At 47.7% G+C, this 13887-nt stretch carries 13 protein-coding genes and 1 pseudogene; 3 read left to right on the plus strand and 11 right to left on the minus strand.

Annotated elements, in window-relative coordinates; translation table 11 throughout:
- Positions 1-278 precede the first annotated feature (278 nt).
- Entirely contained in the window at positions 279-1976 is a 1698-nt protein-coding gene (ettA, locus tag CFT61_RS13875; RefSeq protein ID WP_006847047.1) for an energy-dependent translational throttle protein EttA, read from the minus strand.
- 173 nt (positions 1977-2149) lie between these two features.
- Between ettA and CFT61_RS13880 the strand changes: the two genes are divergently transcribed.
- Entirely contained in the window at positions 2150-2803 is a 654-nt protein-coding gene (locus CFT61_RS13880) for an MgtC/SapB family protein (RefSeq protein WP_089544999.1), read from the plus strand.
- Positions 2804-2915: 112 nt separating this feature from the next.
- On the opposite strand, the gene CFT61_RS13885 is transcribed toward CFT61_RS13880, so the two are convergent.
- The 9 genes and pseudogenes from CFT61_RS13885 to CFT61_RS13925 all read right to left on the minus strand — a co-directional run bounded on the left by CFT61_RS13885 (position 2916) and on the right by CFT61_RS13925 (position 11256).
- The gene (locus CFT61_RS13885; RefSeq protein ID WP_089545000.1) at positions 2916-3641 is read right to left on the minus strand and encodes a class I SAM-dependent methyltransferase; all 726 of its coding nucleotides are present in this window, start codon (positions 3639-3641) and stop codon (positions 2916-2918) included.
- 148 nt (positions 3642-3789) lie between these two features.
- Positions 3790-5028: an ABC transporter permease gene (locus CFT61_RS13890; RefSeq protein ID WP_089545001.1), complete on the minus strand. Its 1239-nt coding sequence runs from the start codon at positions 5026-5028 to the stop codon at positions 3790-3792.
- 11 nt (positions 5029-5039) lie between these two features.
- A complete protein-coding gene (locus CFT61_RS13895; protein ID WP_089545002.1) occupies positions 5040-5813 on the minus strand; it encodes an ABC transporter ATP-binding protein in 774 nt (257 codons plus the stop codon).
- Between the two features lie 24 nt (positions 5814-5837).
- Entirely contained in the window at positions 5838-7019 is a 1182-nt protein-coding gene (locus CFT61_RS13900; protein WP_089545003.1) for an efflux RND transporter periplasmic adaptor subunit, read from the minus strand.
- A gap of 84 nt (positions 7020-7103) precedes the next feature.
- Entirely contained in the window at positions 7104-8438 is a 1335-nt protein-coding gene (locus CFT61_RS13905; protein WP_089545004.1) for a TolC family protein, read from the minus strand.
- 256 nt (positions 8439-8694) lie between these two features.
- Positions 8695-9360: a DUF4476 domain-containing protein gene (locus CFT61_RS13910; protein ID WP_089545005.1), complete on the minus strand. Its 666-nt coding sequence runs from the start codon at positions 9358-9360 to the stop codon at positions 8695-8697.
- A 539-nt stretch (positions 9361-9899) separates the two neighbouring features.
- Complete coding sequence (locus tag CFT61_RS13920) at positions 9900-10571, minus strand: hypothetical protein (protein ID WP_089545007.1); 672 nt, start codon at positions 10569-10571, stop codon at positions 9900-9902.
- Positions 10572-10797: 226 nt separating this feature from the next.
- Positions 10798-10866 (minus strand): annotated as a pseudogene (locus tag CFT61_RS17385) (smalltalk protein); the annotation flags it as partial.
- Positions 10867-10926: 60 nt separating this feature from the next.
- The gene (locus tag CFT61_RS13925; RefSeq protein ID WP_254918987.1) at positions 10927-11256 is read right to left on the minus strand and encodes a hypothetical protein; all 330 of its coding nucleotides are present in this window, start codon (positions 11254-11256) and stop codon (positions 10927-10929) included.
- Positions 11257-11527: 271 nt separating this feature from the next.
- On the opposite strand from CFT61_RS13925, the gene CFT61_RS13930 reads away from it, so the two are divergent.
- Complete coding sequence (locus CFT61_RS13930) at positions 11528-11788, plus strand: hypothetical protein (RefSeq protein WP_176425617.1); 261 nt, start codon at positions 11528-11530, stop codon at positions 11786-11788.
- 23 nt (positions 11789-11811) lie between these two features.
- The gene (locus tag CFT61_RS17460) at positions 11812-12126 is read left to right on the plus strand and encodes a hypothetical protein (RefSeq protein WP_367379345.1); all 315 of its coding nucleotides are present in this window, start codon (positions 11812-11814) and stop codon (positions 12124-12126) included.
- Positions 12127-12175: 49 nt separating this feature from the next.
- Here CFT61_RS17460 and CFT61_RS13940 read toward each other — a convergent pair whose 3' ends face one another.
- Entirely contained in the window at positions 12176-13879 is a 1704-nt protein-coding gene (locus tag CFT61_RS13940) for an acyl-CoA dehydrogenase family protein (protein WP_089545008.1), read from the minus strand.
- Between the last annotated feature and the right edge of the window lie 8 nt (positions 13880-13887).

Raw genomic sequence — 13887 nt, forward strand, 5'->3', positions numbered from 1 at the left:
AAAGGGCAGAAGCTCCTAGCCCAGGGCATCGCCCTGGGTAATTATGAACGCAAACCCGTCGCCCTGTAAGGGCAAAAGCTTTAAAATACTGGCAATGTACAAAGCTTTTGCCCTTACAGGGCGTCTTATTGATTGCTATTATACCCAGGGCGATGCCCTGGGCTAGGAGCTTCTGCCCTTTCAGGGCGTGTGGAGCTTACATGCGAAACTTGAGTAGAATTACAGTTGTATTTACATTTGCGTTTGTATTTACATTTGTATTTACACAGAATAGGTGACTATTCCTCCATCAACTTGCGATAGCGACCCTTCTTGATCTCTGTATCGCCAAGACGGCGGGCCTTGTTGATTTCATACTCAGAATAGCTGCCCTCGAAGAAGAAGACCTCACCATTGCCCTCGAAGGCAAGAATGTGGGTACAGATACGGTCAAGGAACCAGCGGTCGTGGCTGATTACCACCGCACAACCGGCAAATGCTTCCAAACCTTCCTCCAAGGCACGCAGCGTGTTCACGTCGATATCGTTGGTAGGCTCATCGAGAAGCAATACGTTGCCTTCCTGCTTCAATGCCAAAGCCAACTGCAGACGGTTGCGCTCACCACCTGAGAGAACACTGCAGAGCTTGCTCTGGTCGGTGCCCGAGAAGTTGAAACGGCTGATGTAAGCACGTGCATTCACGTCTCTGCCACCCAGACGCAAGGTCTCGTTGCCCTGAGAAATCACCTCGTAAACGGTCTTCTGAGGGTCGATGTCCTTGTGCTGCTGGTCAACATAAGCCAGCTTCACGGTCTCACCCACCTCGAATGTACCGCCATCAGCCTGATCCAAGCCCATGATGAGGCGGAAGAGAGTAGTCTTGCCGGCTCCGTTAGGACCAATCACACCTACGATGCCGTTAGGAGGAAGCATGAAGTTGAGGTCGTTGAAGAGAACCTTCTCGCCGAACGCCTTCTTTACATGCTGAGCCTCAATCACCTTGTTGCCCAGACGAGGACCGTTAGGGATGAAGATTTCCAGCTTCTCCTCGCGCTCCTTCTGCTCCTGGTTGAGCATCTGCTCGTAAGAGTTCAGACGAGCCTTACCCTTAGCTTGACGAGCCTTAGGTGCCATGCGAACCCATTCCAACTCGCGCTCCAATGTCTTGCGGCGCTTAGAGGCAGTCTTCTCCTCCTGAATCATTCGCTTGGTCTTCTGGTCGAGCCATGAAGAGTAGTTGCCCTTCCATGGAATACCCTCGCCACGGTCCAACTCCAGAATCCACTCGCTCACGTCGTCGAGGAAGTAGCGGTCGTGGGTAACGGCGATAACCGTACCCTCATACTGCTGCAGGTGCTGCTCCAGCCAGTCGATGCTCTCAGCATCCAGGTGGTTGGTAGGCTCATCGAGCAGGAGTACGTCCGGCTTCTGCAGGAGCAGGCGGCAGAGAGCCACACGGCGGCGCTCACCACCCGAGAGATTGGTAACAGGCCAATCGCCAGGAGGACAATGCAGGGCAGCCATCGCACGCTCCAGCTTGGAGTCGATGTTCCAGGCATCGGTTGCATCAATGATATCCTGCACCTCTGCCTGACGCTGCATCAGCTTGTCCATCTTATCAGGGTCTCCGTAATATTCTTCGAGACCGAACTTATTGTTGATGTCCTCGTATTCTGCGAGTGCATCATAGATTTTCTGCACACCCTCCATCACGTTTTCCTTCACGGTCTTGTTCTCGTCGAGTGGAGGATCCTGAGGCAAGTAGCCCACAGAGTAGCCTGGGCTCCAAACCACCTCACCCTGGGTAGGTTGCTCAAGTCCTGCGATGATTTTCATCAACGTAGATTTACCGGCACCGTTCAAACCGATGATACCGATTTTTGCTCCGTAGAAGAACGATAGGTAGATGTTCTTCAGAATCTGTTTCTGGTTTTGTGGGATAATCTTAGATACGCCCACCATTGAGAAGATGATCTTCTTGTCGTCAACTGTTGCCATATATATTATTAAATAATGTGTATTTGTGAATAAATAGAGTAAATTGCCGAAATTGGCACTAACAGTTGCAAAGATACATTATTTTTTTGAAATTCTCGCCTTTCTTTCCAAGAAAAGTTGTATATTTGCAATTAAATGATTTTTTGTTGATTAATTAAAGAAAGGACAATAATATGGATGCAACTTATATTGACCTGACCATTCGCCTTTCTCTCGCCCTGCTTTTGGGAGGAGCGATAGGCATTGAGCGAGAATATCGTGCCAAGGAGGCTGGTTTCCGCACCCACTTCCTGGTGGCTTTGGGAAGTGCGCTTTTCTGTGTCGTTTCCCAGTTTGGATTCGGAGTGGATCTGAAGGATTCCTCGCGTGTGGCGGCGCAGGTGGTTTCGGGCATCGGATTCCTGGGCGCCGGTACGATTATCTTCCAGAAGAATGTGGTGCGTGGTCTTACTACGGCGGCTGGCTTGTGGGTGACGGCGGCCATCGGATTGGCGTGCGGTACGGGAATGTATGTTGCGGCGGCTCTTACCACGGTGATGGTGCTGCTGGGACTGGAGGTGCTGAACTATTGGATTCCGCCATTGGGAACCACTACCGTTGAGCTGAATTTCTCTGCCCCGTCTCGTGAGAGCGTGAAGGAATTCATCAGTCAAATCAAGCAGAAGGGAATGGAGGTGCATTCCTACGAACTGAAAGAGCGCCGGTTATCCAAGGAGGAATTCCTGGAGGCGAATATCGAAGTGAAGGCGAAGAAGGATTTCCATACCCTGGAGATTCTTGACCTGATGAACGATTTCTCGGATGTCACGATTTCTGCGATAAAATAGAAATCCTACGATAAGTATCTATGATAAAATATAAAGAAAAAAGGAGTTAAGATGATGGCCTTAACTCCTTTTTTTCTTTATATACTGTAAAATCTTATCGCCTTTTGGATGCTTAGAAGATTCTCGCCAGATAGTCGTAGTGTTCGCCTTCTGCCACGAGTTCCCCATGTAGGCCGCAGGTTTCGGCGATGGATTTCAGTAATGGAAAATCCACGTAGAGCCAGTCGAAGCGGTCGCCCTTTACATCCTTGTAGATCATCTGATAATCTACTTCTCCGTAATAGGCTCCGTTCAGATTGATATCGAAACTTCCATCCTCATTCTCGTAGATGTATTTCAGGTCGGAGGAATCGATGAGAATCTGACCGCCCGGATTCAGCAACGCCTTCAGGCGCTGGAAGAGGGCAGGGAGATGTTCTATCTTTCCGGCAATTCCCGTTCCGTTCATCAGGAGGAGAATCGTATCGAAACCCGTTCCCAGATGATCGTCGAAGAGATTGATGCATTCCGCATCCTTCACTCCTCTCAACTTCATTGCTTCGCAACTCAAGGGCGAAATATCTATCGCCTTCACCGTAAAGCCCTTCTCTTGCAGGGCGAGTGTATGGCAACCGCTGCCGGCTCCAATATCCAGCACCCGTCCCTTGGCTAGCTGCAAGGCTTTCTGCTCCAGCACCGGCATTTCCGGGACGCTTCTGAAGAGATGGGTTACTGGCATTTCGTCTTCCTCGAACATCGAAGACAGCACTCTCAGTCGGGCCGCCTTCCCCTGCTTTTGAAAGTCGAGAATGGCTGCGCCCATCGGGTCTTTATCTGCTGATAATATTTCTGTATTCATTTTTCTTTTTTTCTATCTGTTTTATCTCAAGTATATTTCTATTTTATCCAGATGAACTCAATTGAGTTTAAGTTTCTTGAATTCTTCTGCAAAAATACAATAAAGTTTTGATAAAACAGATATATTTCTGAAAAAACTGATCAGATTTTTACTCGTATCTGATTGCCTCGATAGGGTCGAGTCTTGCTGCCTTCTTGGCCGGATACCATCCGAAGAACACACCGGTGAAGGTACAGACGGCGAAACTCATGATGATGCTCCAAGGCTCTATCTGAGTGGCTATGTGCAGGAAGGCATTCAGACTCAGCGACAGACTCACTCCCAGGATTACTCCGATGATTCCACCGGTTACAGAGAGCAGAATCGCCTCGATGAGGAACTGGTTCAGAATATCAATTCCTCTAGCTCCCACACTCATTCGAAGACCGATTTCACGGGTTCGCTCGGTAACTGAAACATACATGATGTTCATGATTCCAATACCGCCCACCAGCAGGGAAATTCCTGCCACACTACCCAGAAGAATGGTGATGGTGGACATGGTGGAATTCATCATGCTGGAGATTTCCTCCTGCGAACGGATGTTGAAATCATCCTCATCTGCCTCGGTGGTCTCGGTGGCTTCCTTCAACTTATGATTGCGGCGGAGGATTTCCGAAATCTGATCCTGCGCAGGCTGCGATGCTTCCTCAGTAATGGCAGAACATACGATTCCGCCCAGATAGGTCTGTGCCAGGATTCGCTTCATCACGGTGGTGTATGGGGCGAGCACGAGGTCATCCTGGTCCATTCCCATGGAGTTGTAACCCTTCTTCTGGAGCACTCCTACTACACGGAACGGGATGCTGTTGAAACGTACTACCTTGCCGATCGGGTCGCTGCCGTCGGAGAAGAGATAATCCACTACGGTCTGACCCAGGATGCAGACCTTGGCTGCTGCCTTGATATCGGTATCAGTAAACATTTCTCCATCTGCCACCTTCAGCTGGCGGATGCTCAGGTAGTCCTGGTTCACGCCATAGATGGAACTCTGCGTATTGTTGTTGCCGTAAATCCACTGTCCCGAACTGTTTACGGTAGGCGAAATGGCACTGATGTAATTACAATCCTCCTTGATGCTCTGGTAGTCTGCCTGCTTCAGGGTCTCCATCGATGAAGCATCCTGTCGCACACCGCCTCTCATGTCGGCACCCGGCGAAATCATAATCATATTGCTACCCATCTCGGCGATGTTCGCCTTGATGCTCGCCTTACTTCCCTGTCCGATGGCAAGCATCGTAATCACGGCTGCAATACCGATGATGATGCCTAGGGCTGTGAGGAAGGAGCGCATCTTGTTGGCTGCTATCGCCCGGATGGCTATCTTAAAAAGATTCTGATAATTCATATTCTATACTGTTATTCGTCCGTATTGGCTGGCAGGGCGGCAAGGCCTTCTGCTGCCGAAAGGATGTGGTCATTATAGGTATCGCTGATGATGTGTCCGTCGCGCAATTCGATGTTGCGACTGGAATACTTGGCGATATCCGGGTTGTGGGTTACGAAGATGATGGTTCTGCCCTCAGCGTAGAGTTTCTGGAAGAGAACCAGAATCTCGAAGCTGGTTCTCGTATCCAGGTTACCCGTAGCCTCGTCGGCGAGAATCACAGCAGGATTGTTCACCAGTGCTCGGGCGATGGCTACACGCTGCATCTGTCCACCCGACATCTGATTGCTCTTATGATAGAGTCTCTCGCCCAGTCCTACAGCCTTCAGAGCTTCGATGGCACGCTGCTTGCGCTCTTCTGCGCTGATGGCAGGATTGTACATCAGCGGCAGCTCTACATTCTCCACACTCGTGGTCTTTGGCAGGAGATTGTAGTTCTGGAAGATGAAGCCAATCTTGCGGTTGCGCAGGATGGCTCTGTCGTTGCGGCTCATCTTGCGCACGCTCACGCCATCCAGGTAATATTCGCCCTTGGAAGGGGTGTCGAGGCAGCCCAGCTGATTGAGCAGGGTGGATTTGCCGGAACCCGACTTACCCATGATGGTAACGAACTCGCCCTCGTAGATCTTGAAGCTTACGCCTTTCAGGGCGTGGACGGTTTCATCACCCACAAGAAAGTCGCGGCGAACGTTGTCGAGCTCTATCACCACCTTCTTGTTCTCGTTGTTATTTGATGTTTCAGACATAATGATTCTTTTTTACTTCTCCCCTTACTTCTTCTTTCCTCTAGGACCCGGACCGCTGATCAGTCCCTGACTCTGCTGTGGAGCATCCTCTTCTTCCGGAACATTCACCACGATTTCCGTTACAATCTTATCGCCCTGCTTCAATCCCTTGGTGATTTCTGTATTGATTCCATCACTCTGACCGATGGTTACAGGATGAGCGGTGAGGGTGTTGCCGTTCAATGTCCAGACCTTGTTCTTGCCCTTGCAATCCACAATCTTTATATCCTTGCCCACGGTTTCCTTGGTAGGGGTAAAGCGGAGAGCCTTGTTGGCTACGGCGAGCACGCCGCTGCGCTCCTGGGTGTAGATGGTAACGTTGGCTGTAAGACCCGGTTTCAATTTCAAATCAGCATTTGGTGCTGAGATTACAACCTCGTAAGTTACTACGTTATTGGTAGTTGTAGCTTCCAGACGCACCTGCTTCACGGTTCCCTCGAAGGTATCATCCGGATAGGCATCTACGGTGAAAGTTACTCGGTCGCCCTCCTTTACATTGCCGATATCAGCCTCGTCCACATTGGCTACTACCTGCATATTGGTCAGGTCCTTGGCGATGGTGAAAAGCTCTGGGGTGTTGAAGCTTGCAGCTACGGTCTGACCTTCCTCTACGCTCTTCGAAATCACGGTTCCGTCGATAGGAGAGGTGATGGTAGCATAGCCGAGGTTGGTCTGCGCTCTCTGTACGTTTTCCTTGGAAGACGCAACCTGCTCCTTAGCCTGGCGATAGGTGAGGAGTGCATTCTCGTATTCATCGGCGCTGACAAGTCCCTTCTTGTAAAGGGTTTTGTAGCGCTCCATATTGGCTGCCTGATAGTTCAGACTGCTCTGTGCGCTGGCTAGGTTTGCCTTCGCGGTATTCAGTTCGCTCAAGAGATTGGTCTTGTCGAGTTCTGCGATGACCTGTCCCTTCTTTACCTGGGAGTTGTAGTCCACATAGAGTTTGTTGACGATACCACTCACCTGTGTACCCACGGTTACTGAGGTCACCGCCTCGATGGTACCCGTAGCGGTTACGCTGTTCTGCAAGGTTTTCAGCGCCACTTTTTCCTCCTTGAAGTTAATATCTTCCTCCTTTTTTCCGCCCGACATCGCCCATGCCGCCACGGCAACGATTACTATCACCACGACAGCAATCCAGATTTTGCTAATTCTCAACTTTTTCATTTATATTCAGATTAATTTAATTCGAAATAATAAAACTTTGTTAGGGAGGGGGAGTTAAGGAGCTCCTTAACTCCTTCACCCTCCTTAAATATGTCCCTCCTTATAGAATTTCAACATATTGATGTTGAGGATGGCGAGGTATTTCGCCTGGAGCTCGTTCTGCTTCGCTTTGAGCAGGTTATCCTTTCCTGTTCTTAGCTCAACGATGTTCTTCAATCCCAGCTTAAACTGCTCGCTCAGCAGATTGTAACTGGTCTGGGCACTCTCGCTGCTAACCTTTGCCGCCTTAAACTGGCTCTGGTTGGTGGTAGCCTGCAACCAGTAGTTCTCAATGGTAGAGTAGAGCTGGGTCTGCTGGTTCTTTAGGTCGAGCTGGATGCTTTCGCGCTGAATCAATGCCTTGTTCACCTGAGTCTTGGTAGAACGGTTTTCAAAGAGAGGGATGCTCACTCCTACGCCGCCTCCAACGCTGAAGTTGGTCTTCAACTGTTTGGCAAGACCATTGCTGTTCATGGAAGTATTGCTGGTAGAGATACCTCCGTTGGCGCTGATGGTAGGCAGCTTGCCCGCCTTCGCAATCTTGATGTTCAAGTCGTTCTGAGCCAACTGATTCTTGATGGTCTTGAACTCCGGACGGTTTTCGAGAGCCGCAGCATAGACTCCGTTCATTGCCGGAACAGCTACGAGAGCCATCTCATCGGTGGTATTCGGAATCTCGATGTCAAAAGCTTCATCACTTGTAATCTGAAGCAGTTCCTTCAACTGTCGCTTGTAGTTCTTCACATTACTTTCAGCCTGCACGATGTTGAATTCATCCTGAGCCCGCTGAGCGGTGAGCTGTGCCAGGTCTGCCTGACTCATCTTGCCTATCTTCACCATCTCCTTGCCCCGTTCCTCGTTCTGCTGGCTCGAGAGATAGCTCTCCTTGTTCACCTGGATAGCCTCTGTAGAGTAGAGAATCTGCACGTAGAGTTGTGCAATCTGTTCCTGCAGTTTGATAGCCTGAGTAGCCGAATCGAGCTGTGCAGCCTCGGCAGAGAGCTGGTTCAGTTTTACCTGATTATGGTTCTTGTTTCCATTCCAGATGGTATAGTTACCCATCACGGAGTAGTTTCCGTTGTAATACACCTTGTCGATGCTGGCTCTTGAGAAACCGTCACCGCTGATACCGCTAGCCACCCACGGCGTATAGTTCACGCTTTGGTTGGTGCTGGCGCTGAGCGACGGAAGCAGAGCAGCTTTCGACTGCAGATAATCTTCTTGGGCGCTGGCCTTGGTGAGTTGCGTCTTCTGAAGAGCGATGTTGTTGGCAAGCGCATAGTCGATACAGTCTTTCAGCGACCATTGTTTTGCCTGCGTAGCCAATGGTGCCGCCACAAGGAGCAGGACAGCCATTGCGTTTTTTACTTTTCCGTTCATAATCTTCTTCTATTTTCTTTTTATCCCGTTTTATTTATTTCAGAAAGATATTAATCTGATTGCATTTAGACGGAAAAGTTTAGCATAAAGTTTCAATTTTAACAATCCTTGTGATTTTTGTGAAAAAATGGCAAGGGAGGGGGAAAGAAAAATCCGTGAGCAAGATGCTGTATCTTGCTCACGGATTTGATTCTGTGGTTATCTGATATCCGTTAGGCGTCCTGCCGGATTTGCAATCCGGCATCAATCACCTTATTTATCTGCTATTTCTGATGATTTCCTCAGCCTTATCCTTTTCGCTGTCGAAGCTGAATATTTTATAGATGAGACCTGTATTCTGAAGATCCACGATATGTGGCGCCATCATTTTGAGCGCTTTCAGCTGTTCGTCGTCGAAAGGGAATATCTTCATGATGCGGACCACCTGGGCGCAGGAATAATAGCAGCCGAGGCTTGCCACTTCTATCAGGTCGAACTTGTTGTCGTCGAAGCTTGCCTTCTTCACCTTATTATATAGTTTGGAGAAGGAAGCATCATCGAGGCAATAGCCGTAATCCATTCTGCCATCGGGATCACATCTTCCATCGTAGAGGGGTGGAGTAGGGTGTTGTGGTTGCTGTACATTTGATGTCTTGCTGTTGGGTTCTATGATTCTTGTATCGTACTGCACAACCTTTCCGTTTCTGTCGAAGAAGACCGTGATGTACTTGGAATCTCCAAACAGATTATTATATTTAGCATATTCCCATTTGTCCCCATACATGTCGAAACTGGTGAGCTTAGGTTCTCCGAGAATGGCTATTACTTCCTGCTTGCTCATTCCCCGCTCCACGTTTCTTTTTCCCTTAGCCGAAGCTGAGAGGCATACGGCAAACATCAATATGGCTGTGACGATGAGTGCCATTACTTCATTTCTTTTCATAAGCGATACTGTTTTTGAAAGTTATAATCTTGAGCCCCTTTTAAAAAGAGTGCTCGGTCATTATCTTGTTTACGCCTGCAAAAGTACTACTTTCTTTCGAAAAGAAACGAGAAGGATTCCCTAAAGTAGAAGGGGGAAATCCCTATTCCCGATTAGGGCGAAAGGTTACGACCTCAAGGGTGAAAGGTTACGACCTCAAGATGAAAGGTTACGACCTCAAGGGCGAAAAAGATACCGCTAAAGAGCAAAGGATACCACCTCGGCATGGTACATTTGGCGAAAAGATACCACCTCAGCATGGTACATTTGGTCAAAAGATACTACCTCGGCATGGTACATTTGGTGAAAAGATACCACCTCAAGAAGAAATGTACCATGGTAAGCATGGTACATTAGGCGAAAGGTACCAAGGCGAGAACGAAAGGTACCAAGCTTTTTGGTGAAAGGTACCAAGGTAAAGCAACGAAAGGTACCAAGCTCCTTGGTACCTTTGAAGATTATAGGAGAGGGATTAGATTTTTCCCTCCTATAAATTAATATCATAAGTCTTCTCCATCCTCCATATTGTATCCATTTTCGTAGTATATTGCTATATTATATTGGTTAAAGTTCTCTATAATCATGAACCATACCGATCTCTTATCCAAAAAATCCTTAATAGCTTCAACAGAGATGTTAGTCATATCCGTTTTTTCCTCTGGCTTTGGGTTTTGAATTTGCTCTTCAGTATATTTGGCTAGTACACATTGATGAGCATATTTTAATATCAAAGAGGAATCTGATGGCAATTGTGTGAAATTCGCTTCATATCGTTTGTGTTTTACTTGCATATTAAACGAGATATTCTCGTCCTCACTAATGTATTGATCTTCCTTTAAAGGGAGATACTTTGTGTTCTTGGAGAATTGGCGGACAAGGTTGTTGAAGCGAATACGGATATCCGTTTCATTTGTAGGTGTCTGATTGATAACACAAATGCGCCAAACTTTTCCCTTATTTTCCATAGGCATAACATAAGCTTTAAAACCATTAAATTCCCCCTCAAGTTCGTCACTAGACGAAATTGGTTTGAATCCCTTGGTTTTTAGTTTTGCCTTCATTTCTGAAATAGTCCCGTCTATGGGAAATCCAAGAAACTTAGTTACGTCCTTTTGGGCGAATATAGCAAGAGAATTCACTAATACAAACAAAATAGCAATAAGTCGTTTCATAAGCTCATATATTAAATGATGAATACTTTCGGCAAAGATACATAAAAAAAATAAATGATGTTTATATAAAATGGAAAAAAATCGATTATTCCCCTGAAATTCTGATTTTGTAAGACATATAAGGCAATAAGATAGAAAATGGCCCCCCTAGTGTGGATGATATAAGAATAGAAAAGTGCCGACAAGATTTAACTTGCCGGCACTTCTTGTTAGTGTTCGCGATTTTCTACGACATGCAACTCGTCACGCCCAGAGAGGCGGCGATGGCGGTCAAGATAGATATAACTATCTGAAATACAGTTTTCTAGGTTTCTTTCTTCATAAGCAGTTTTTTTAGTGATTAGTGATTAGTGATTTAAAAATTTACGTTGTCGCCGCCGCCGTCGGTTCCGCCGCCATCCTCAGCCCCGATGGTATAGTCATCGTATGCCACGATCTTGGTGAGCTTCTTCAGCTCGGCGTTGCTCCAGGTCTTCGTGTTTCTCCCAATAAGATGCACGCCCAGCACACCGTGAATAGTGCTTCGGCTGTATGGAGAGTTGTGCTCAGAGATGTGGGTCACGAAATCCTCGAAACTCATCTCACGGTCGCTCACGACAGTAGCATACCAGAGCTTCTTACCTGCGTTCTCACCCGTCTGAGGGGTACGTGTAATCTTACTATACTTACTAGTTCCTTGTCCCATAATCAATCAGTTTTTAAAGGGTTAATAATTCAATTTTTAATGGTTACTAATTTAGTTTTTTGTCATTCATCCGATTGGCGCCTTATCTCTGAATGACGGTGTCGCCTTTCTCCTAACGATGGTGCAAAGATACGGCTTTTTTCTGGAACCACCAAATTTCGAGGTGTGATAAGGGCCGATTTTCAGCAGCTTTCAATTTGAAACTGCGTTAATAATCCTAACTCGTAAGTAACTTTGCTCCTATAAAAGAAACATTAATAACATAAGGATTATGAAGCAGGTAGATTTTCCCAACTTCACTCCGCAGGAGCAGCGAGAGTACGAAGCCAGCAAAATGGCGTATCGTGATATCAAGAATTCGATAGATACCGCCAAGCGAGAAGGGAAAGAAGAAGGACTGGCTGAAGGAATGGAAAAGGGCATGAATCAGCGAAGCTTCGAAATTGCCAAAAAGATGCTGGCAAAAGGTATGGATGTAGCTGCTGTGATGGAAATAACAGGGCTGTCGGCTGAGCAGCTGGAGTTAAAATAGTAGAATGATAATATAATAGGCAAATGGCAGGCTATGATAATCATACAGTTCAAAGTAACGGAGTTCAAAGTTCCGAAGACGAGGATTATCCTGTTCCGCCTCCGATGCCGAAGAAGCTGCCGAAGCTTGTGGAGCTGCTGATTTCCAAGACTCCGGAAATCTATCAGCCGGCTGTGGCTTGCGCCATTTTTCCTCCGCTGGCTACCCATCTCTGGAGAACCAGATTCAGATATATCGACAACGTGGAGCAGGAAGCTACCCTGGCGAGTGTGCTCTACCGATTCCCCCAAAATTTTATATGTGTTGAGAGGTATCTTTTATACAAAAAAAGTCCGTGAACATTCATTGCCCACGGACTTTTTAAATTATCTGATTCTTATAAATGTCTTATGCCTTGAAGCTCTCCAAGTCTTCTGCCTTGAAGTTCTGGATGTATGCTGAATGGCCGAGAACTTCCTCCTCTGCCATGCGAACATAAACGTTGGCACTCTTGGCAAACATCTCTGGTGCCTTGGTAGCATCGTCGAGGATGAGGAGAGACATTACGATGTCGCCAGTCATATTGTAGAGACGGCGAGCCAGGAAGTCGTGAACTGCCTGATCGTTAGCTTCCTTCACCTTGTTGATGGCTGCCTCGTAAAGTTCTACGAGCTTGGCAACGCGCTCCTTCAATGCCTTCAAATCATCTGATACCTCATTCTCCAACATCTCCTTGATGATGCTGAGATAAGTACCGTTGGTGATGTAGCGGATGGCTGCAACAACCTGAAGCTGGGTGGTACCCTCGTAGATAGAGAAGATGCGGGCATCACGGAACAGGCGCTGGCACTTGTACTCCATGATGAAACCAGAACCACCGTGGATGCTGATGGCATCGTATGCATTCTGGTTGGCATACTCTGAGTTCATACCCTTTGCCAATGGTGTGAATGCATCGGCAAGGCGGGTGTATTTCTTCATCTCCTGACGCTCCTCTGGAGTGAGCTTAGTGTCGCGGGCGATGTCTTCCAAAGCCTTGTAGATATCTACGTAGCGAGCGCAGCAGTAGAGGAGTGAACGGCCTGCATCCAACTTAGCCTTCATTCTTGAAAGCATATCATAAACGGCTGGGAAGTTGATGATCTTCTCACCAAACTGAGCACGCTCCTTGGCATAAGCCAAACCCTCGTTGTAAGCCTCCTGCTCAACACCTACACTCTGAGCAGCAATACCCAGACGGGCACCATTCATCAGAGCCATCACGTACTTAATCAAACCGAGACGGGTGTTACCGCAAAGCTCAGCCTTGGCATTCTTGTAAACCAACTCGCAGGTAGGAGAACCGTGAATACCCAACTTGTGCTCGATGTGACGAACGGTTACGCCACCATCACGCTTGTCGTAGATGAACATAGAAAGACCACGACCATCCTTGGTGCCTTCCTCTGAACGAGCCAGAACCAGGTGGATGTCTGAGTCACCATTGGTGATGAAACGCTTCACACCATTCAGACGCCATGTGCCGTCCTCATCCTGTGTAGCCTTCAGCATCACGCGCTGCAAGTCGGAACCTGCATCAGGCTCAGTCAAGTCCATACTCATAGTCTCGCCTGCGCAGATGCGAGGGATGTACTTCTGGCGCTGCTCCTCAGAACCGAACTCATAGAGTGTATCGATACAGCTCTGGAGAGACCAAATGTTCTGGAAACCGGCATCGGCAGCAGCGATAATCTCTGAAGCCATAGAGAAGATGGCGTTAGGCAGGTTCAAGCCGCCGTAACGACGAGGCATTGACAAGCCCCAGAGGCCAGCCTTGCGGGTAGCTTCGAGGTTCTCGAATGTCTTGCTGGCATAAATCATGCGGCCGTTCTCCAAGTGTGGACCTTCGAGGTCAACATCCTCAGAGTTTGGTTCGATGATGTTAGCAGCTACATCGCCGGTAATATCCAGCAATCGCTTGTAGTTCTCGATGGCATCCTCGTAGTTGACAGGAGCATCTTCAAACTGGTCTTTTTCTGCGTAATTTCTTTCCTTCAGGTCCACAACACGCTTCATGAGCGGATGATTCAAGTGGAACTCTATTTCAGGATGGTCTGTATAATAATTAGCCATTTTGCTTT

This window comes from Segatella copri (genome assembly GCF_002224675.1).
In the GTDB taxonomy this organism is placed as follows: Bacteria; Bacteroidota; Bacteroidia; order Bacteroidales; family Bacteroidaceae; genus Prevotella; species Prevotella copri_U.